At 61.5% G+C, this 20,690-nt stretch carries 15 protein-coding genes and 1 pseudogene; 9 read left to right on the top strand and 7 right to left on the bottom strand.

The genetic code is table 11. The features are described from left to right. Nucleotides 1-36 precede the first annotated feature (36 nt). A complete protein-coding gene (gene gspE, locus PIN01S_RS21090; RefSeq protein ID WP_084338664.1) occupies nt 37-1,557 on the bottom strand; it encodes a type II secretion system ATPase GspE in 1,521 nt (506 codons plus the stop codon). A 429-nt stretch (nt 1,558-1,986) separates the two neighbouring features. Between gspE and PIN01S_RS21085 the strand changes: the two genes are divergently transcribed. From PIN01S_RS21085 to PIN01S_RS21045, 9 genes and pseudogenes are all read left to right on the top strand, one after another. After that, complete coding sequence (locus tag PIN01S_RS21085; RefSeq protein ID WP_084338662.1) at nt 1,987-3,750, top strand: DUF1302 domain-containing protein; 1,764 nt, start codon at nt 1,987-1,989, stop codon at nt 3,748-3,750. Nucleotides 3,751-3,776: 26 nt separating this feature from the next. Continuing rightward, on the top strand, nt 3,777-5,147 hold the full coding sequence (locus tag PIN01S_RS21080; RefSeq protein ID WP_084338660.1) for a DUF1329 domain-containing protein: 1,371 nt from the start codon (nt 3,777-3,779) through the stop codon (nt 5,145-5,147). Nucleotides 5,148-5,277: 130 nt separating this feature from the next. Next, on the top strand, nt 5,278-7,839 hold the full coding sequence (locus tag PIN01S_RS21075) for a LuxR C-terminal-related transcriptional regulator (RefSeq protein ID WP_084338658.1): 2,562 nt from the start codon (nt 5,278-5,280) through the stop codon (nt 7,837-7,839). A gap of 467 nt (nt 7,840-8,306) precedes the next feature. Further along, entirely contained in the window at nt 8,307-9,428 is a 1,122-nt protein-coding gene (locus PIN01S_RS21070) for a Re/Si-specific NAD(P)(+) transhydrogenase subunit alpha (RefSeq protein ID WP_084338656.1), read from the top strand. A 10-nt stretch (nt 9,429-9,438) separates the two neighbouring features. Beyond that, nucleotides 9,439-9,753 (top strand): NAD(P) transhydrogenase subunit alpha part 2, encoded by a 315-nt coding sequence (locus PIN01S_RS21065; protein WP_084338654.1) that lies wholly within the window; start codon nt 9,439-9,441, stop codon nt 9,751-9,753. Nucleotides 9,754-9,755: 2 nt separating this feature from the next. Beyond that, nucleotides 9,756-11,195 carry an NAD(P)(+) transhydrogenase (Re/Si-specific) subunit beta gene (locus PIN01S_RS21060; RefSeq protein ID WP_084338652.1) on the top strand — a complete coding sequence of 480 codons (1,440 nt, stop codon included), beginning with the start codon at nt 9,756-9,758 and terminating at the stop codon, nt 11,193-11,195. A 248-nt stretch (nt 11,196-11,443) separates the two neighbouring features. Beyond that, nucleotides 11,444-12,418: pseudogene (locus PIN01S_RS21055) on the top strand (IS4 family transposase); the annotation flags it as partial. Nucleotides 12,419-12,878: 460 nt separating this feature from the next. Continuing rightward, nucleotides 12,879-13,094, top strand: coding sequence for a DUF1127 domain-containing protein (locus PIN01S_RS21050; RefSeq protein ID WP_084338650.1), 216 nt, complete (start codon nt 12,879-12,881; stop codon nt 13,092-13,094). Nucleotides 13,095-13,329: 235 nt separating this feature from the next. Further along, entirely contained in the window at nt 13,330-13,536 is a 207-nt protein-coding gene (locus PIN01S_RS21045) for a DUF1127 domain-containing protein (RefSeq protein WP_084338648.1), read from the top strand. On the opposite strand, the gene PIN01S_RS21040 is transcribed toward PIN01S_RS21045, so the two are convergent. From PIN01S_RS21040 to PIN01S_RS21015, 6 genes are read right to left on the bottom strand one after another with little or no spacing between them, the layout of a single operon-like run. After that, nucleotides 13,533-14,681 (bottom strand): glycosyltransferase family 4 protein, encoded by a 1,149-nt coding sequence (locus PIN01S_RS21040; protein WP_084338646.1) that lies wholly within the window; start codon nt 14,679-14,681, stop codon nt 13,533-13,535. The two genes, PIN01S_RS21045 and PIN01S_RS21040, sit on opposite strands and share 4 nt — an antisense overlap. Next, complete coding sequence (locus PIN01S_RS21035; protein WP_084338644.1) at nt 14,681-15,817, bottom strand: glycosyltransferase family 4 protein; 1,137 nt, start codon at nt 15,815-15,817, stop codon at nt 14,681-14,683. The genes PIN01S_RS21040 and PIN01S_RS21035 overlap by 1 nt, the downstream gene beginning before the upstream one ends. After that, on the bottom strand, nt 15,801-17,195 hold the full coding sequence (locus PIN01S_RS21030) for a glycosyltransferase family 4 protein (RefSeq protein WP_084338642.1): 1,395 nt from the start codon (nt 17,193-17,195) through the stop codon (nt 15,801-15,803). The genes PIN01S_RS21035 and PIN01S_RS21030 overlap by 17 nt, the downstream gene beginning before the upstream one ends. Then, entirely contained in the window at nt 17,192-18,454 is a 1,263-nt protein-coding gene (locus PIN01S_RS21025) for an ABC transporter ATP-binding protein (RefSeq protein WP_084338640.1), read from the bottom strand. The genes PIN01S_RS21030 and PIN01S_RS21025 overlap by 4 nt, the downstream gene beginning before the upstream one ends. Further along, entirely contained in the window at nt 18,454-19,248 is a 795-nt protein-coding gene (locus PIN01S_RS21020; RefSeq protein ID WP_084338639.1) for an ABC transporter permease, read from the bottom strand. The genes PIN01S_RS21025 and PIN01S_RS21020 overlap by 1 nt, the downstream gene beginning before the upstream one ends. Beyond that, the gene (locus PIN01S_RS21015) at nt 19,248-20,687 is read right to left on the bottom strand and encodes a mannose-1-phosphate guanylyltransferase/mannose-6-phosphate isomerase (protein ID WP_084338637.1); all 1,440 of its coding nucleotides are present in this window, start codon (nt 20,685-20,687) and stop codon (nt 19,248-19,250) included. Before PIN01S_RS21015 ends, PIN01S_RS21020 begins: the two co-directional genes overlap by 1 nt. Nucleotides 20,688-20,690 lie beyond the last annotated feature (3 nt).

The raw sequence follows: 20,690 nt of genomic DNA, 5'->3' as shown, positions 1-20,690 counted from the left end.
TATAAATGAAGGAGATCGCTGAATCGTTCCGCATGTTCATTCTTCCCTGGTTACCCGCAGCACTTCCTCCAGGGTGGTCACCCCTTCGCGGACCTTGCGCATGCCATCATCGCGGATGCTCGGCCCGAGCAGGCGCGCATGGCGGGTCATTTCCTGTTCCGATGCCCGGTTGTGGATCAGGGTACGCATCGTTTCGTCGAACACTACCAGTTCATAGATACCGGTCCGGCCACGATAGCCGAGGTTACGGCACTCGTCGCAGCCCTTGGCATGGTAGAGCGTCGGCGGCGGGCTTTCCGGCTCGACGTTGAGCATCGCGCATTCCGCCGCGTCTGCCAGATAGGGCTGCTTGCACGCCGGGCACAGCACCCGCACCAGCCGCTGGGCGAGCACGCCGAGCAGGGAAGATGAAAGCAGAAAAGGCTCCACGCCCATATCCACCAGACGGGTGACCGCGCCGATGGCGCTGTTGGTATGCAGGGTGGAAAGCACCAGGTGACCGGTCAGCGAGGCCTGCACGGCGATCTCGGCGGTTTCCTGGTCGCGGATCTCGCCGACCATCACCACGTCCGGGTCCTGGCGCAGGATGGCGCGCAGGCCGCGGGCGAAGGTCATGTCGACCTTGGAGTTGACCTGGGTTTGGCCGATGCCTTCGAGGTGATACTCGATGGGGTCCTCGACGGTGAGGATGTTGCGCGAGCCGTTGTTCAGGGTGACCAGGCTGGCGTACAGCGTGGTGGTCTTGCCCGAGCCGGTCGGGCCAGTGACCAGGATGATGCCGTGGGGTTTCTGCACGGTTTCCTGCATCAGTTGGCGATCCCGCGTGCTCATGCCCAGGTGGGTCAGGGTCAGGCGCCCGGCCTGCTTGTCGAGCAGACGCAGCACCACCCGCTCGCCGTTGGCCGACGGCAGGGTGGACACACGGATATCCACCTCCCGGCCGCCGACCCGCAAGGAAATCCGGCCATCCTGCGGGACGCGCTTCTCGGCGATATCCAGCTTGGCCATGACCTTGATACGCGACACCAGCAGCGCCGCCAGCTCGCGCTTGGGCTGCACCACTTCGCGCAGCACGCCGTCGATGCGGAAGCGGATCACCAGGCGCTTTTCGAAGGTCTCCACGTGGATGTCCGACGCATTTTCCTTGATCGCCTCGCCGAGAATCGCGTTGATCAGGCGGATGATCGGCGCGTCGTCTTCCTGCTCCAGCAGGTCTTCGGTTTCCGGCACCTGGTCCGCCAGGCTGGCCAGGTCCATGTCCGAGCCCAGCCCCTGGACCATCTGCATCGCGGCGGAAGAATCGTGCTGATAAGTAGCACCCAGCACCTGCTCGAACTCCGCCGCCTCCAGCCAGCCGATCGGCAGGCGTTCGCCGGCGAAGCGCTGTGCCTCCTGCAAAGCCGTCAGCGCCGCCCCCTCACGGGCGCACAACTGCGGCCGGCCGTCCCGCTGGCGCAGCAGGACCCCATGGCGTCGGGCAAAAGCGAAAGGCAGGCGGCGGAATGCCGCCGGCTCGGCCATAGCGGCATCCAGATCGGCGAGGTCGGCAGATGACATGGGAGAGTTCCGTTATAAACAGAGCCTAGAGAGCGCGAAATGCGGCCAGACAAGGTTTAAACCGCATATGAAAGAGCGGGTCAACAGGCTTTATACCGTAAGCCCCGATAACCGCGCTCGGCCACCGGTCTCATATTTCATATGGCCATCATGGCTGGACGGAGCGCTCCGACGAACGCAACCCGCCTGTTCTCGCGGAGCGCAGCCACCATTGGGAGCTGGGCCACAGTTCGCCCCCATCGGTAACGAAACCTCCGCCTCACCCCTCCCGAACGCCCCTCCAGCCCACCCTTTTCCTGCCTCCGACCCGGCTTTTCCGCCTCTGCCTCACCCCAACGGGTGACCCCATAAATCGCCCCTTCAGGCAGTTATGGCCGCTGTTTCGGCTGATTAGGATGAGGGCTCGTTCAACCCTCTCAGGAGAGCCGCATGACAACAAGAACAATGCGCGGAATCTTCCGGCCGCATACGCTGGCCGCCGCCGTTGCTCTGGGCTGCAGTGCCCAGGCCCACGCCGTTTCGTTCAACATCGGGGAAATCGAAGGGCAGTTCGACTCGCAACTGTCGGTGGGCGCCAGCTGGGCGGTGCGCGCACCGGACAAGGACTTCATCTCCACGGCCAGCGGCGGTACAGCCTCGTCGCGTACTTCCGACGATGGCCGCCTGAACTTCAAGAAAGGCGAGACCTTCTCGAAAATCTTCAAGGGCACCCACGACCTCGAACTGAAATATCGCGATGTCGGCGTCTTCCTGCGCGGCAAGTACTGGTACGACTTCGAGCTGAAGGACGAACACCGGATGTTCTATGACATCGACGACCACAACCGCAAGGAAGGGGCGAAATCCTCCGGCGCGCAGTTGCTCGATGCCTTCATTTATTACAACTACAGCCTGGGCGACCTGCCCGGCAGCGTCCGCGTCGGCAAGCAGGTGGTCAGTTGGGGCGAAAGCACCTTCATCGGCAACGGCATCAACTCGATCAACCCGATCGACGTCGCCGCGTTCCGCCGCCCCGGCGCGGAGATCAAGGAAGGCCTGATCCCGGTGAACATGCTCTATCTGTCGCAGAGCCTCACCGACAGCCTGAGCGTGGAGGCCTTCTATCAGTTGGAGTGGGACCAGACCGTGGTGGACAACTGCGGCACTTTCTTCTCCACCTCCGACGTGGTCGCCGACGGCTGCGAGGACCGCCTGACGGTGTTCGGTCCGGACCTGCCGCCGGGCGAGTCGACCAATTCCTTCATCGATAATGCCTACATCCCCCGCGCCGGCGACCGCGATGCACGCGACAGCGGCCAGTACGGCATCGCCCTGCGCTGGTTCTCCGAAGCGCTGAACGATACGGAGTTCGGCCTTTATGCCATGAACTACCACAGCCGCTCGCCGGTATTCAGCACCATCCGCACCACCACTCCCAGCCCGGCTTTCATTCCCGGGGCACCGAACGCCCGTTACTTCATCGAGTATCCGGAGGACATTCACCTCTACGGCGTCAGCTTCCAGACCAACGTTGGCGGCACGGCCCTGTCTGGCGAACTCAGCTACCGGCCGAACATGCCGATGCAGATCAACTCCACCGACCTGTCCTTCGCCGCCCTCGGCCTGCCGTTCAACCCGGTGTTCGAGAGCGGTCATGCCACTAACGCCGCCGGCGCCGATATCCATGGCTACCAGCGCAAGCCCTTCACTCAGGCACAGGTCACCGCTGTCCAGTTCATCGACCGGGTGCTCGGCGCCAGCCGCCTGACCCTGATAGGCGAGGTGGGTTACAACCACATCGGTGGTATCAAGGACGACCCCAGCGAGCTGCGCTTCGGCCGCGACCCCATCTACGGCGCCGGCGAGTTCAGCGTGCCGGGTGTATGCCAGGCGTTCAATGCCGCCAACCCGCACGAATGCCAAGGCGATGGCTTCTACACCAGCAGCTCCTGGGGTTACCGCCTGCGCGCCAGCCTGGACTACAGCAACGTGATCGCCGGCATCAACCTGTCGCCGAACCTGGCCTGGTCCCACGACGTGGACGGCTACGGACCGAACTTCAACGAGGGCTCCAAGGCGATCAGCGTCGGCCTCAACGCCGATTACCAGAACACCTACACCGCCAGCCTCAGTTACACCGACTTCTTCGGCGGCCATTACAACCCGACCACCGACCGCGACTTCGTCGCGCTCAGCTTCGGCGTCAACTTCTAAGCGCCTCGGATAAGGACACGATTACGATGAGCAGCAAACGAATCCTGCAGTACGGCGCCCTGGCGCTGTCCCTTCTGGCCGGCGCGGTGATGGCCGCGGTTTCGCCGGACGAAGCCAACCAGTTGGGCACCACCCTCACCCCGCTGGGCGCCGAGAAGGCCGGTAACGCCGACAGCAGCATCCCCGAGTGGACCGGTGGCCTGCCCACCAACGCCGCCGCCGTCGATGCCAACGGCTTCCTCGCCGACCCCTTCGCCGACGAGCAGCCACTGTTCACCATCACTGCCGCCAATGCCGAGCAGTACAAGGACAAGCTCTCCCCCGGCCAGTTGGCGATGTTCAAGCGCTACGCCGATACCTACAAGATTCCCGTCTACAAGACCCACCGCAGCGTCGCCGCGCCCCAGGCGATCTACGATGCGGCGAAGAAGAGCGCGGTGAGCACCCAGCCGGTGGACGGCGGCAACGGCCTGTCGAACTTCTCCGACAGCCGTTACTACGCCTTCCCGATTCCGAAGAGCGGCGTCGAAGTGGTGTGGAACCACATCACCCGATACCGCGGCGGTAACGCCCGACGCCTGATCACCCAGGCCACGCCGCAGACCGGCGGTTCCTACACCCTGGTGCACTTCCAGGACGAAGTCGCCTTCCCCACCGAGATGAAAGACCTCGACCCGCAGAAGGCCGCCAACGTCCTGCTGTTCTTCAAGCAGCGGGTGACCGCCCCGGCACGCCTGGCCGGCAACGTCCTGCTGGTCCACGAGACCATCGACCAGGTCAAGGAGCCGCGCCTGGCATGGATCTACAACGCCGGCCAGCGCCGTGTGCGGCGGGCCCCGCAGGTGGCCTACGACGGCCCCGGCACCGCAGCCGACGGCATGCGCACTTCGGACAACTTCGACATGTTCTCCGGTGCCCCGGACCGCTATGACTGGAAGCTGGTGGGCAAGCGGGAAATGTACATCCCCTACAACAGCTTCAAGCTGGACTCGCCCAACCTGAAATACGACGACGTGATCAAGGCCGGCCACATCAACCAGGACCTGACCCGGTACGAGCTGCACCGCGTCTGGGAGGTCGAGGCGACGGTCAAGACCGGCGAGCGGCACATCTATGCCAAGCGCCACCTGTTCTTCGACGAGGACAGCTGGCAGATCGCCCTGGCCGATCACTATGACGGCCGCGGTCAGCTCTGGCGGGTTGGCGAGGGGCATGCCAGCTACCACTTCCAGCGCCAAGTGGCCACCTACACCCTCGAAGCGCTGTACGACATCATCGCCGGCCGCTACATCGCCCTGGGCATGAAGAACGAGGAGAAACGCGGCATCGAGTTCGGCTTCCAGGCTTCGGCCGCCGATTACACTCCCGCCGCCCTGCGCAACGCCGGGGTCCGCTGACGGCAACGGCGGTTCCTCGATCCTGTTATGACGCCGTATCAGTCTCGACGATGCTCCTTCACCCTCACGGGTGAGGGGGCTAGTCTCGATTCGCTACGGTTCGTCCATAACAACAATCGAGAGAACCGCCATGCCCCAGGCTCGCTCCGCAAACGGCATCGCTCCGCTCGTGCTCAGTGTTCCGCGGCTACCGCCTGCCCACCAGCCCCGCCCGCGCCTGATCGGGCGACTGCGGGAGGAAGATTGCCGGCTGCGCCTGCTGTGCGCGCCGGCGGGATTCGGCAAGAGCGTACTGATCGGCGAATTCCTTCGGGAATGTCCGGCCCATGAGCAGATCATCTGGCTCGGCCTCGCCGGCCAGCCCCTCAGCACCGAACAACTGCTGCTGCGCGTCGCCACGGCGCTGACCGAGCAGATTCCCGCCCTGCCTCCCGGGCAGGCACTGCTCCAGTTGTTCAGCCAACGCGACCAGCCGATCTGGCTGGTGCTCGACGACTACCCCGCCCACCCGAGCCCCGAACTCGACGCCTGCATCGATCTGCTCCTGAGTCAGCCCCTGGATGGGTTGCACCTGTTGGTCAGCACGCGCCAACGCCCGGACTGGAACCTGCCGCGCCTGCTGCTCGCCGGCGAACTGCTGGAGCTGGACAGCGCTGACTTGGCATTCGACCGCAACGAGCTGGAGCGGCTGATCCAGCACTTGGCCCCGCACACCTCCCCAGAGCAACGCGACCAGCTCTGGACGGAAACCGCCGGCTGGTGCGCCGGTGTACGCCTGTTGCTGTCCCAGCACGGCCCCCAAGCCATCGCGGGCACGCACGGCAGCGGTCACTGGCTGCGCGACTACCTAGAACATGAGCTGCTGCAACGCCTCGGCCCGGACGAGCGAGAATGCCTCTATGCCCTGGCGCACCTGCCGAAAGTCTCCGTCGAACTCTGCCAGCAACTCTGGGAAGAGGGCGAAGGCGCCCGACTCTTCGAACAACTGCTGCGGCGCCATGCGTTCTTCCAGGCGCTGGACGAGCATGGCCACTGGTACCGCTTGCTACCGGCTGTGGCCCAGGCCCTGCGCGACCGCCTCACCCCGACCGCCGCGACCCAACTGCATTTGCGGGCGTGCCGGCTGTTCGTCTCCGCCGGGTTGGTCGAGGAAGCGGTCGAACAGGCCCTCTGCGCCGGCCAGCCAGAGGTGGCGGCGGCCTATCTGGAACGCCTCAGCCAGGAATGGCTGGCCGGCGAGCAACACCTCGCCCATCTGCTCGCCTGGCGCGAGCGGTTGCCGACCGAGCTGCTGGAAAGCACGCCACGCCTGCTCAGTCTGAATGCCTGGGCGCTGCTGTTGAGCTGGCGGCTGGAAGAGGCCGACCCATGCATCACCAAACTGGCGCGCTTCCTGCCGCAGCCGGACGCTCGCCGCAACCGCAAGCTGCTGGCCAACTGGCAAGCATTGCGAGGCTGTCTGCTGGCGCTGCGCGGCGATCCCGGCGATGCTGCCCGCCAGAATTGCCAGGCGGCACTCACGGCCTTGCCGGATGAAGAGTGGATGCCCAAGCTGCTCTGCTACTCAGCACTCGCCCACATCAGCATGGCTGGGGACGAGCCGGACAATGCCGTCGACATCCTGCGCGTCGCGCTGGAGCTGGCGCGACGCCAGGGCAGCCTGTTGTTCGAGACCCTGCTCAACCTGGATCGCCTTCGCCTGCTGCTGCTGCGGGGCGAACTGTCGCGCGCACATCACCTGCTGCAACAGAGCTTCGCCCTGCTCGGTCGCCGCCAGACCGAAGACTCCATGCTGCTCGGCCGCCTGCATCTGTTGGAGGCCGAACTGCATCTGCTGCAAGGGCGGCTCGAGGACGCAGAGCCCCCTCTGCGAGCCGGCCTGCGCCAGGCCATCGACTGCGCCGATCCTTTCGCCCTGCACGGCTACCTCACGCTGGCCGAACTCTGCTCGCGACGCGGTGATTTCGACGAGGCCTTCCTCCATCTGCGCGAAGCCGAACGGCAGATGCATTGCGGCCAGGTCTGGCGCTACTGCTACCGCGGCGCACAGCTGGTACAGAGCATGCGCGTGCTGGCCCGCCAGGGGCGCTGGGAACGCATCGGCCCGATCGCCGAGCGCATCCAGCGCTACTTCGAAGAACCGAACCCCTGGCTGGCGCCGCCGGACTATCCCGCGCTGTCATTGAACAGCCAACTGCTGCATGCGCGCAGCCTACATGCGGAAGGTCGCTTGGAAGAGGCCGAACAGCGGCTCCTGGCCGTGCTGGAAAAAAGCCGGCAGAGGCACTTCAACCTGCTGGCCTGCGACGCGCAACTTGCTCTGGCCGACATCTCGCGCAGCCTGCATCGTGAAACGGCAGCGACACTCGAGCAGCAGGCGCGTGAAGAAGCACTCGAACATGGCTGGTATGGATTGCTTTCGGGGACGGCCGCCGTTACGGCGGGTCCGATCGCACGGCATACCGCACCCGACCTGTCGACCGTCCCTCCCGCCAGCACCCTGCTCAGCCAACGTGAACAGGCCGTGCTGCAACTCCTGGCCGAAGGCTTTTCCAACCAGGAAATCGGCAACTACCTGTTCATTTCCGTGAACACCGTGAAAACCCACACCAAGAAGATCAACAGCAAGCTCGGCGTGAAGCGCCGAACCCAGGCGATCATGCGGGCCAAGACCCTGGGCTTGCTCAGCTGAACGGGCAACCGTTACGATAATTGACCCCGTAGTCAATAAATGGCACAGCTACAGCTTTGCCCCGTTCAGCGTCAGCGCGATATCCCTTTGCGCCATTTACAGACGTAGACAGCTCCTTTTTGCCAGCATCCCTACCGTCCAAAAGAAGGAAATACTGTGATGGCGTCTCATTCATGCACAGGATGTGAGGCCCGTAATTAAACCTCTGCGAAGTCCTGTGGTCCCAGACCGGGCGCCGTTTGGCTGAGTTTCCTAGAATGACTGGTCAGTTGATGACTTGTAGTTATTCCGTAGTTGTACTTCAGAACTCCTTGAAGGCCTTGCGGTTCGACTGCAAAATGCCCCGCCCCTCGCCGACCTGAGCAGTTGACGCGCGGGATCTCTGCCGATCAGCAGTCCCCAGGGCGCCATCCGTAGCGCCCTGGTTACCTCGAAAAAAAGATAAAGATCACGCAGGAGAATACGAAGTGCACATCGGTGTTCCTCTCGAAACACACGCCGGCGAGACGCGGGTGGCCGCGACCCCGGAAACGGTGAAGAAACTGATTGGCCAAGGCCATCGGATCACCGTGCAAAGCGGCGCCGGCCTTGCTGCCAGCCAACCGGATGCGGCCTATCAGGCCGTTGGCGCGGAAATCGGCAGCGACGCCGACGCTCTCGGCGCCGATCTGGTGCTGAAGGTGGTCGCCCCGTCCGAGGCCGAACTGGCGCAGATGAAGCCCGGCGCGGTGCTGCTCGGCATGCTCAATCCCTTCGACAACGACAACATTGCCCGAATGGCCCAGCGCGGCATCACCGCCTTCGCCCTCGAGGCCGCGCCGCGCACGTCTCGCGCGCAGAGCCTGGACGTGCTGTCGTCCCAGGCCAACATCGCCGGCTACAAGGCCGTGATGCTGGCGGCCAACCACTATCCGCGCTTCATGCCGATGTTGATGACCGCCGCCGGCACCGTGAAGGCCGCCCGCGTGCTGATCCTCGGCGCCGGCGTGGCAGGCCTGCAGGCCATCGCCACGGCCAAGCGCCTGGGTGCTGTGATCGAGGCCTCGGACGTGCGCCCGGCGGTGAAGGAACAGATCGAATCCCTCGGCGCCAAGTTCGTCGACGTGCCGTTCGAGACCGATGAAGAGCGCGAATGCGCCCAGGGCGTCGGCGGTTACGCCCGTCCCATGCCCGCCTCCTGGATGGAACGTCAGGCCAAGGCCGTGCACGAACGCGCCAAGCAGTCCGACATCGTCATCACCACCGCGCTGATCCCCGGCCGCAAGGCACCGACCCTGCTGCACGAAGCCACCGTGCAGGAGATGAAGCCGGGCTCGGTGGTCATCGACCTGGCCGCCGCCCAGGGCGGCAACTGCCCGCTGACCGAAGCCGACAAGGTGGTGGTCAAGCACGGCGTGACCCTCGTCGGCCACACCAACCTGGCCGCACTGGTACCGGCGGACGCCTCCGCCCTCTACGCACGCAACCTGCTGGACTTCCTCAAGCTGGTCCTCGACAAGGATGGCCAGTTCCACCTCAACCTGGAAGACGACATCGTCGCCGCGTGCCTGATGTGCCGCGACGGCCAGGTCGTCCGCAAGAACGGCTAAGGGGCGCGACATGGACCTGATTTCCGACGGTATCTACAACCTGATCATCTTCGTGCTGGCCATCTACGTCGGCTACCACGTGGTATGGAACGTCACCCCCGCCCTGCACACCCCGCTGATGGCCGTGACCAACGCCATCTCCGCCATCGTGATCGTCGGTGCCATGCTGGCCGCCGCCCTCACCGTGACCCCGCTGGGCAAGGCCATGGGCACCCTGGCCGTGGCCCTGGCCGCGGTCAACGTCTTCGGTGGCTTCCTGGTCACCCGACGCATGCTGGAAATGTTCAAGAAGAAAGCGCCGAAGGCGCCGGCGGAGAAGCACTGACCATGAGCATGAACCTGATCACTGTTCTCTACCTCGTCGCCTCGGTGTGTTTCATCCAGGCGCTGAAAGGCCTGTCGCACCCGACCAGCTCGCGGCGCGGCAACGTCTTCGGCATGATCGGCATGGCTATCGCCGTGCTCACCACCATCGGCCTGATCTTCAAGCTGGGCGCCGAGATCGCCACCACCGGCATCGGCTTCGTCATCGTCGGCCTGCTGATCGGCGGCACCGCTGGCTCGATCATGGCCAAGCGCGTCGAAATGACCAAGATGCCGGAGCTGGTCGCCTTCATGCACAGCATGATCGGCCTGGCCGCTGTGTTCATCGCCATCGCCGCGGTGGTCGAGCCGCAGTCGCTGGGCATCGTGTCCAACATGACCGCACCGATCCCGGCCGGCAACCGCCTGGAACTGTTCCTCGGCGCGGCCATTGGTGCCATCACCTTCTCCGGCTCGGTGATCGCCTTCGGCAAGCTGTCCGGCAAGTACAAGTTCCGCCTGTTCCAGGGCGCCCCGGTGGTCTTCAAGGGCCAGCACCTGGTCAACCTGGCGGTCGGCCTGGCCATCGTCGGTCTCGGCCTGGCCTACACCTTCACCGGTAACGTCAGCGCCTTCGCCCTGCTGGTGGCACTGGCCTTCGTCATCGGCGTGCTGATCATCATCCCGATCGGCGGTGCCGACATGCCGGTGGTGGTATCGATGCTGAACAGCTACTCGGGCTGGGCGGCGGCCGGCATCGGCTTCTCGCTGAACAACTCGATGCTGATCATCGCCGGTTCCCTGGTCGGCTCCTCGGGCGCGATCCTCTCCTACATCATGTGCAAGGCGATGAACCGCTCGTTCTTCAACGTCATCCTCGGCGGCTTCGGCGCCGACGCGGATGCCGGCGCAGCGGCGGACGGCAGCAAGGAGCAGCGCCCGGTGAAGTCCGGCTCCGCCGACGACGCGGCCTTCCTGCTGACCAACGCCGACACCGTGATCATCGTTCCCGGCTACGGCCTGGCAGTGGCCCGCGCGCAGCATGCCTTGATGGAACTCTCGGAAAAGCTCACCCATCGCGGCGTGACCGTGAAATACGCCATCCACCCGGTCGCCGGACGGATGCCGGGCCACATGAACGTCCTTCTCGCCGAGGCCGAAGTGCCCTACGAGCAGGTGTTCGAGATGGAAGACATCAACTCCGAGTTCGGTCAGGCCGACGTGGTACTGGTGCTCGGCGCCAACGACGTGGTCAACCCGGCGGCGAAGAACGATCCCAAGTCACCCATCGCCGGCATGCCGATTCTCGAGGCCTACAAGGCCAAGACCGTGATCGTCAACAAGCGCTCCATGGCCAGCGGCTACGCCGGCCTGGACAACGAACTGTTCTACCTGGACAAGACCATGATGGTCTTCGGCGACGCCAAGAAAGTCATCGAGGATATGGTCAAGGCCGTGGAATAAGTTCGCGGTTGCAAGGTGTTCGGAAAAAGCCCACCGTATGGTGTAATGCTGTTCACTTAAGCATTTGAGTCCAAGCCGGGGTTTCTAGAAAATCCGATACCAGCTCTCTGGTATCGGATTTTTTATGCCTATTCAGCAGCAATTGCTCGACCTCGGCGATCTCTTCAACTTTTCCGATCTGAGTACCTTCACCCAGAACGTCCCTGTTGAATGGGTGGCAAGTGCGCTCAACCTCTCTACTCAAGCCACGATACGGCGGCGGCGCCTGGAACGGTTTGCAGGTGTTTGCGGTGGACGGTGCATTGCTTCGAACCCCCGATTCGCCTGAGCTGAGAGAGCATTTTGGCTCTGGCAATACAAATACCGAACGCCAGACGCCTTTTCCAATGCTGCGGCTCGTTGCCTTGATGAATGTGCGCTCACACGTGATCCTCGATGCCCAGCTCAGCCCATATCGCGGCAGCGAAATGCGTTTGGCTGAGACCTTCCTGAGCCAGATTCCGGACAATTCGATCACGTTGTTCGACAAGGGCTTCTGGGGCGCTGATCTGCTGCTGAGCGTGGCGGATAGAGGCAGCCATCGGCATTGGTTGACGCTAGCCCGCAAAAATCTGGTGATGGAAGAAGTCGAGCGTTATGGCGAATATGATCGCCGCGTGCGAATGAAAGTCTCGCCTCAGGCCCGCAAACGGAACCCCAATCTGCCTACACATTGGGAAGTACGTGAGGTCAGTTATGAGAGCCAAGGAGGCATCAGATCGCTACTCACATCGCTGCCAGTCGAGGGCTACAGCGCAGAGGCTGTCGCCGAGCTGTACCTGGAGCGCTGGGAGATAGAGCTAGGCTTCAGGGACATCAAAAGCTCGATGCAGCAGAACGCGGTGACGCTGCGTAGCAAGAAGGTCGACCTGATTTACCAAGAAGTTTGGGGGCTTTTGCTGGCTTACAATATCGTCAGGCGGGAGGCCAGCCAAGCTGCCGTGGCTTTCGGCCGAATGCCTTCGGACATCCGTTTTAAGCCCGCCTGCCAGTACATTGCCGTGCAATTGATCGTCATGGCGGCAGCCAATCCGGTGTCGGCAACAGGCAGAAGGTTAGCTGAGCTACGAGGGGGTATCGGAGGGATGTTTCTGGATCACCGTCCAAGGCCAGGAAGGCCAAGAACGGTGAAGATGTCCAAAACCCGGTATCCAGTGGATCGTAAGGCCGCTCCGCTTAAGTGAACAGCATTACGGCTCAGGCCGGGGCTTTTTTCTTTTCGCACCAGATAAACCACTCGCTTCAACACCGAAACAGGAGAATAACTGCACTGTTCCGCTACAAGCCGAGCTATAAAAATAGCTCCCATTCGATTTTTGGTGCTATCAACTACCAAGAGGCTATTTCCGCAGTAAAAATTCTCGCAAAAATACCATTAGCCATAACTGTACCCGTTACATGCGCCAAAACTGTACTGGTCACGTGTGCAAAAATAGCCCATAAGGCGGTTTTTGGGTGACATTTACGCACCAAGATGGGGCACAACCAATACAGCTGGTTCTTTCAGTAACAGTACAGTTAGTTAGGTAACACATTAAAAGGCTCGCAATTTTCGATAGCTGTGACTACTGGGTCGCTCGACGAAAGCGGATCATTTGCTCATCCCGATGAAGCAAGCCCGCCACAAGCGGAAGGAAGACCACCATGGAACATATCCTTAGTTCCGATCTGTTTGTCGATGCCCCCGAAGCCAGCTCGAAAGCCCCTTGGCCGCTGCGTGTAATCGCTACCCTGACCCTGTGGCAGCGTCGTATCTCCAGCCGCCATCAGTTGGCCCGTCTGGATGCTCGCCTCCTGGCCGATGCCGGTATCAGCGAAGCCCAGCGTTACGCCGAACTGAACAAGCCGTTCTGGCGTTGATGCGCCTGCCTCGACCGAAGGTCGATCGCCGAAGACCCGTCGCCGTGTAAACGCCGACGGGTTTTTTATGTCTGGCAGAAAAGAACAGATCTCATCCATCTGACCGATACAGTTCAGCCAGATACAAAACTGAACCCTTACAATCCCGCTCCACTGTCGCTGTAGCGAACACTCGATCCGCGCGACCATGGTTTCCCATACGCCATCCCCGCATCCATGCGGGAAGGACAGTGCCATGGACCGCACCCTCACTCACCGGCCCTCCCTCCCCAAGACAGACCGCCTTTCCAAGGTTCTGGATCTCTACGCCATCTTCTGCCTCTGGCGCCAGCGAGCCCGTACGCGCAAGCAATTGGCCGTCCTAGACGAGCGCATGCTCGCCGACGCCGGCATCAGCATCGCGGAAAGAGAAGCGGAGCTGGATAAGCCGTTCTGGCGTTAATCCGCCCGAACCTGTCGGTCAGAGACGACGCACTTGTCGGCCAGCAGACCGCTATACAATGCAGCGGTCTGCTGACCCATTCGCTCGGCGGTAAACAGCTGCCAGTAACGCTCCTCGGCAGCACGACCCATGCGTGCTGCCAAAGCAGGATCCTCCCATAGCCGGCGCATCGCTTCCCGAAACGCCAATGGATCACCGGGCGGCACGACTATTCCCGTCTGGCCATGAATATTGATGTAGCTCGTTCCCGTCCCGATTTCGCTGGAAATCATCGGTTTGCCATACATGGCGCCTTCCAGCAACGAAATGCCGAACGCCTCGGAACGCAGATGCGATGGGAACACAATGGCTCCGCTGAGCTGGAGCAGAGCGGCCTTGTCCTCATCGCTCAACCGCCCAAGAAAGTGGACGTTATCCAGCCGAAGGGAAGAAGCCTGGCCGCGCAACTGCTCCTCAAGCGGCCCGGCTCCGACGATAACCACTGGATAATGTGTCCCCTGGGCCGCTTCAAGCAGGATATGAAGCCCCTTGTAATAACGCATGACGCCGACGAACAGGAAGAAGCGATTCCCCACCGCGCCATGCCAGCGTTCTATCGTCTCCGTCGGGGGCTGCGGATAGCTGGACTTGTCCAGGCCATAGGGAATGACAGATGTCTTGTCCCGGTATCGTACCAATACCTCACTGGTCTCCAGGTAATTGGGTGAGGCCACCACAATACGATCGACGCTGTCGAGAAAGCGGTACATCAGCGGCCTGTAAAGGTGCAGCAGATATTTCTGGCGGATAATGTCTGAGTGATAGGTCACTACCGTCGGCTTGCGTACTCTGGCAGCGAAATGCACCACGTCCATGAAAGGCCAAGGGAAGTGATAGTTGACCACGTCGGCTTGAGCGGCCTGCATTCGGAATAGCCGAAGCGCACTGTAGGAGAACCCGGTCGAGGCGATGTTGAGATCCAGTCGGGCACGGTGGACACGATGGTCATCAAGCATGATCGTCCCGGGATTTGGGTTCGCACTGAGCGTCAGCACCTCGGACTCCAGGCCATGAGCCTGACCACTTCGGCAAAGCTGATAGATGACTTGCTCGATACCGCCGACCGATTCAGGCAGGTAGGTCTTGAAGAAATGTAGAACGCGCATCAGCCAACCAAAGCCTGTCTGTACGCGTCAACCGTGATCTCCGCGCATCGGCGCCAGGAAAACTCACCGGCCCGTCGCAGGCCCGCGGCCCGCTTCCCCTGCCAGACCGCCTCGTCCTCGATCAGACAACGAATCGCCTCGGCACAAACGTTCTCATCGTCGGCATCGATATAGGTTCCTGCACTCCCGGCCACTTCAGGCAACGCCGATCGATCCGTCAGAATCACGGGTGTACCGCTGGCCATGGCTTCCAGAACTGGCAGGCCGAACCCCTCGTACAAGGAAGGAAAAAGCAGCATCCTCGCCCCAGCGACCAGTTCGGCCAGGCTTTCATCGCTCTGGTAGCCCAATAGTCGAACCCCTCCGTCAGCCATTCCCTTGGCCAGCTCTTCGGCGAAACCCTCGCTCTTCCAGCCGGCCATACCGGCGATCAGCAAAGGGTAATGTGCCCGGATCGAAACCGGCAAACGTCGATGAGCCCGCAAGACCAGGCTTAGATTCTTTCGCGGCTCCAGAGTACCGACACAAAGCAGGTAGCGCCCAGGCAGCACACCGAACGGACGCAAGGCCTCGCGCAAATCTTCGGTCTCCCTGGGATGAAAGCGGGCCGAATATCCTAACGGCGCAACAACCAGATGCTTCCTTGCCAAACCGTAATGGTCGACCAACTCGTCGGCAACGAACTGCGAATCGACCAGGATGCGGCGCGCCCGCTCCACAGCCCTGGGGACATGTCGCTCGATCTCCGCTAACCGATCCCGTGGTTGGGTTTCCGGATAACGGACATGGGTCAGATCGTGCAGTGTCATGACCATCGGGCCCTCGAAGGCCAGCGGCCAAAGACTCGGCTCGTGATAGAGGTCCACCGACCGCTTCGTCACTCCACGCTCGAAGCGCCCTTGTTCGACCCACCGCCGCAAGGCATAGGCACCTGGAACGCAACGCTTGATCAGGCCGCTCCAACGACCATAGCCAGGCAGGCAGGCCTCCGGCAGGCATTCCCCCCACCTCCAGCCGTCGAACAGTCTCAGCTCGATATCATCCTGTCCGCGCAAAGCCTGGACCAGCTCGACTACGTATTGGCCGATACCCGTACGGGGCGCCTGGAGAATCCGAGCGTTAAGAGCAATCCGCATGGACCACGGTCGCCTTCTCCGAAGCCGGTCGCTGGGCGCGCCGGATACCATTCAAGGTACGCTCGATCAATTGCAGGCTGGCTTCACGCCAGCCCATCCAACGCCACTCCGCCAAGTCACGCGCGGCAGGGAAGCACCCATCCCGCTCGAATGCCAATACCCGATCCGCCAGGGTCCGCGGCGAGTCCAGATCGAAATAGGCGACAAACTCTCCACCGATCTCACGAAACACCGGAATATCGCTGGCCATGGCCGGCAATCCCCGCTGCATCGCCTCCACCAGCGGCAGGCCAAAACCTTCGACGTAAGAAGGGAAGACCAAGGCCCGGGAGTGAGCATAGGCGTACTCAAGGCTTTTATCGTTGACGCCATTGAACATGAACAAGCGCTTCTCGAATTCGGGATGTTTGCGAATGCGCTCGATGAGCCCATCGCATTTCCAACCGATGCGTCCAATGAAGCAGAGACGTGCCTTGGAGCCGTGGGCCCAAAGCAGCTCGAACGCATCCAAGAGGTAGCCGTGGTTTTTCCTTGGTTCTATGGTGCTGACCATCAGATACACCGGTGCCCCGGCGGTGTACATTCGCTCCAACTGTCGGTTGATACGCGCGCCGTCGCGCACCAGGTCCAGCTCCGACCCCAGGTGAAAATAATCGAACCAGCGCTTGGAAGCCCCCTCCGCCCCCAACCGATGCTCGATCTCGGCACGCACTTGATCGCTGATGGTGCGGGATATCGATATGTACCCGTCGGCCGTTTCGGCGATCCAGTCGAACCAGCGATCGAAAACCTTGACCAAGCCCGCGTCGCAAAACTGCGGATGAGTCAGCGGGATCAAGTCGTAAATCACCGATACGATGCCAACACCTTCACGTTTCAGGCGTTCGGCCAACGGGAAAAAATCCGCATGCCAGGACGAATCGAGCAGGAGCAACTGGTCGCCCGGACGCGTTTCTAAGGGCATTGCGCGCTGGGGAGCCGGCTGGGCATTACGCTCGAACCACAGCAGCAAACGCAGCGGCAAGGTGAAACTCAGGCTGGCCAGTTTGCAAAGCACATAAAGCGCCCTACGGGCATTATGTGAACGACGGAACGGCCATAACCGCTCCAGGCGTGAATGCCACCACCAATAACGATTGCGCAGATGATCGAGCCGAACGATCACTCGCTTGCGCCAGGGCGAATCGCGCGGTGTTTTCAACGGCGCGAGGCTGAGCACCCGGTACAACTGTCCGCCCTGCATCATCACAGGGATGCACTCCGCCTCTCCTTCGAGGGCATCCAACTCGCGTATGACATTACGCACCACACGCTGGATACCGGAGTTCACGTTCGGGTGTTCATACACGTAAGTGCATTCGACGAGGAGGCGGGTCAAGACGTTATCTCGGCTCTACGTGGGGTGAGGGGAAGCTCGTGGCGTTGAACTTCGGCGGTGGCTCCGAGCCAGGCGGAACCGATGAAATCCTCCTTACGCGTATTGACTACATGAAAGATCAATCCGTAATCCCGCCACTCGTAATTCTTGTCCAGATGAGAGTCCAGCCGGGATAGGCTGAACGAAACAGAGTAGTTCCCCTTCCCCAAAAGAACGGGGAAAGCGAAGCGATAGGTTACGCTCTCCCCTGCTAGTAGATTGCTCAGAGGCTTTTCCAATCGGTGCGTATTGATGCCATACATGGGCTGGCCGAAGCGATCCTTGATCATGAAACCAAGCACCAACCGCTCGATCGGCCGGCGCACCACCACGTTGACCTCCAGCACTACAGACCGCCCGACCTCCACGATCTCGATGGGTCTTCCCTGCTCATCCAAGAGCCGGATGTCGGTAATACCCGCTTCACCCGTACCAGAAATGGTCTGTACATTACCGTCCGCCAGCATTTCCTGGTGGACAAGCTGCCCCTCGCGTTCGGCGAGCTTGGCATTGTAATAATCCATCACGATCTCCGGCGGCCCCTGCATGGCCAACTTACCGCCCTCCAGGAGGAGGGCTCGATCACAGATGGACTGCACGGCCGTGCGGTCGTGGGAAACGATCAGTAGCGTCGTGCCGTCACGCCGGAAACTGCGGATCCGCTCGAAACTCTTGTGCTGGAAGTAGGCATCACCCACCGATAGGGCCTCATCCACGATCAGCACATCGGGCCGGCGCGCCGTGGCGACGCTGAATGCCAGGCGCATCTGCATACCACTGGAGTAGGTTCGCACGGGTTGCTCGATCGCCTCGCCGATCTCAGCGAAGGCTTCGATCTCAGGCATAAGGACGTCGATTTCGTCCAACTGCAACCCTAGCAACTGCCCAGCCATCACTACGTTCTGCCGTCCCGTGAAGTCGGGATGGAAGCCCATACCAAGCTCCAAAAGCGCGGCAACCCGGCCCTGCACCTCGATCCGTCCACAGGTCGGCTGGGTCGTCCCGGCGATCATTTTCAGCAGCGTGCTCTTGCCCGCGCCATTCACCCCGACGATACCCACCGCCTCGCCTGGCTCTATCTCGAAATTGACGTCACTCAGCACCCAATGCGGTGTGTGTCGCGGCCCGGCGAACGGCACCAACCACTCGACCAACCGCGACCATCGTCCATGATACTGCTTGTATGCCTTGCCCAACTGCTCGACACGAATCCGACCCATCAGAGTTCATCCACCATCTCGCCCGCTCGTAACCGGAAAAGTCGCCAAGCCAGCAAGCAGAGCAAAAGGCCAAGGAGCGTAAATGGCAACAGTTGCTGCCAGTCCGGCCAAACACCCTGCAAGAACACACTCTGGTACGCCTGCATCAGCGACGTGAGCGGGTTGAGCTGGACCAACCACTGGATGCCTTCCGGCAAGATCCCGATGGGATAGACGATCGGGGTGAACCAGAACCAGAACTGCAGGACGATACCGAAGAACTGTCCTACGTCGCGGAAGAACACATTGAGCACACCTAGCAACATCCCCAGTCCAGCCGAGAACAGCACCTGCAGGAGCAATAGGCATGGCAGCGCCAACAGCGCCACGCCAGGCAGGCGACCAGTCACAGCAAGAAAACCGAGGAACAAGCCAAGAATGATGGCGAAATTCACCCCGGCATTGAACAGCACGATGATAGGTAGGCAAATGCGGGGAAAGCTGAGCTTTTTCAGCAGATTGGCATTTTCCAGGAACATGGTCTGGCTACGCGACACCACTTCCGCAAAGAACCCCCAGGTGAGCAGGCCTGCGCAGAGATACACGCCATAAGCCATCCCATCCTCGATACCGGGCAACCGCGCCCGCATCACCTGGGAAAAGATCACCGTGTAAACAATGATCATCGCCAAGGGATTGAGCACCGTCCATAAGGCACCCAGCAGGGAATTGCGGTAGCGCGACTGGAACTCGCGCTTGACGCTGCCGAAGATGAAGCCCCGGTATGCCCAGGATCTGGAAAGGCCCGCCAACATCAGCTCACCCTCCCGTACTGATCTTCGAAGCGAACGATGTCGTCTTCGCCCAGATACTCACCGCTCTGTACTTCGATCATCACCAGATCGATCACGCCTGGATTCTCCAGACGATGCCTGTGACCAGCAGGAATGAATGTGGACTCGTTGCTATTGACCAAGCGCACACCATCGCCGTTGGTCACCTTGGCCATGCCCTGAACCACTACCCAATGCTCACTCCGGTGATGGTGCATCTGCAGCGAAAGCGCCGATCCCGGCTTGACCACCAGCCGCTTGATCTTGAAGCGCGGCCCCTGCTCCAGGACGGTATAGCTGCCCCATGGACGATTCACCGTGCGATGCAGGCGATAGGCTTCGTGCTCGCTGTCCTTGAGTCTTTTCACCACTTGGCGGACTTCCTGCACCCGATCCGCACGGGCAACCAGAATCGCGTCCGCCGTATCGACGACGACCAAGTTCTCCACACCGACAGTGGCAATCAGGCGACCTTCGCTGCGCACAAAGGTGTTGCGGCTATCGACGAACAGTGCCTCGCCAGCCGCACGGTTGTTTTGCATATCAGGCTCCACCAGAGCACTGAGCGCCCCCCAGGAGCCGATGTCGCTCCAATCGAAGGTCGCGGGCACAACGGCGACCTTGTCGGAGCGCTCCATCAACGCGTAATCGATAGAAATATCCGGCATGGCCGCAAAATGCTCTCCATTCAACTCTCGCAGTGCACCGGTATCTCGCTCTTCGAGCGGGCTACGCCCTACACACTCCATCGCCCGCTCCAGCAAGCCCGGGGCGTGGACTTGCAGTTCACGGATCAGGGCATTGGCGGAAAAACAGAACATACCGGAATTCCACAAGAACCGGCCGCTTTCCAAGTATTCGCTGGCAGTGACCAGATCCGGCTTCTCGACGAATCGCTGTACTCGGGCAGCTCCCGCTTCATTCAGCCGTTCGCCCTGCTCGATATAACCGAAACCGGTTTCCGGTGCCGTGGGAACAACCCCAAAAGTCACCAGGTAGCCCTCTTCGGCAAGCGTCGTTGCCCGCTCCACCGCTCGACGAAACGCATCGCAGTCCTGGATCAGATGATCGGCCGGCATTACGGCCAGAATCACGTCGTCGCCGAAACGCTCGCGCATGGCCAGCGCCGCCGCCGCGATTGCCGGCGCCGTGTTGCGCCCGATCGGCTCCAGCATGAAATGCCCTCGGCTCCCTCCCAACTTCGCGGCGAGAAAATGATCCTTGCTCTGGAAGTAATACTCACGGTTGGTAACCGTAACGATCTCGCCACCGGGCTCTATCAACGAAGCAGCTCGACGATAGGTCTTGGTCAGCAGCGATTGGCCGTCTGGCATCGGCATAAAGGGTTTCGGATGGCCTTCGCGAGAAACCGGCCACAGCCGGGTTCCCGCGCCACCGGAGAGAATGACGGGAACGAGCATGAC

This window comes from Pseudomonas indica NBRC 103045 (genome assembly GCF_002091635.1).
In the GTDB taxonomy this organism is placed as follows: Bacteria; Pseudomonadota; Gammaproteobacteria; order Pseudomonadales; family Pseudomonadaceae; genus Pseudomonas_M; species Pseudomonas_M indica.
This window is presented reverse-complemented; position numbering and strand designations above follow the sequence as displayed.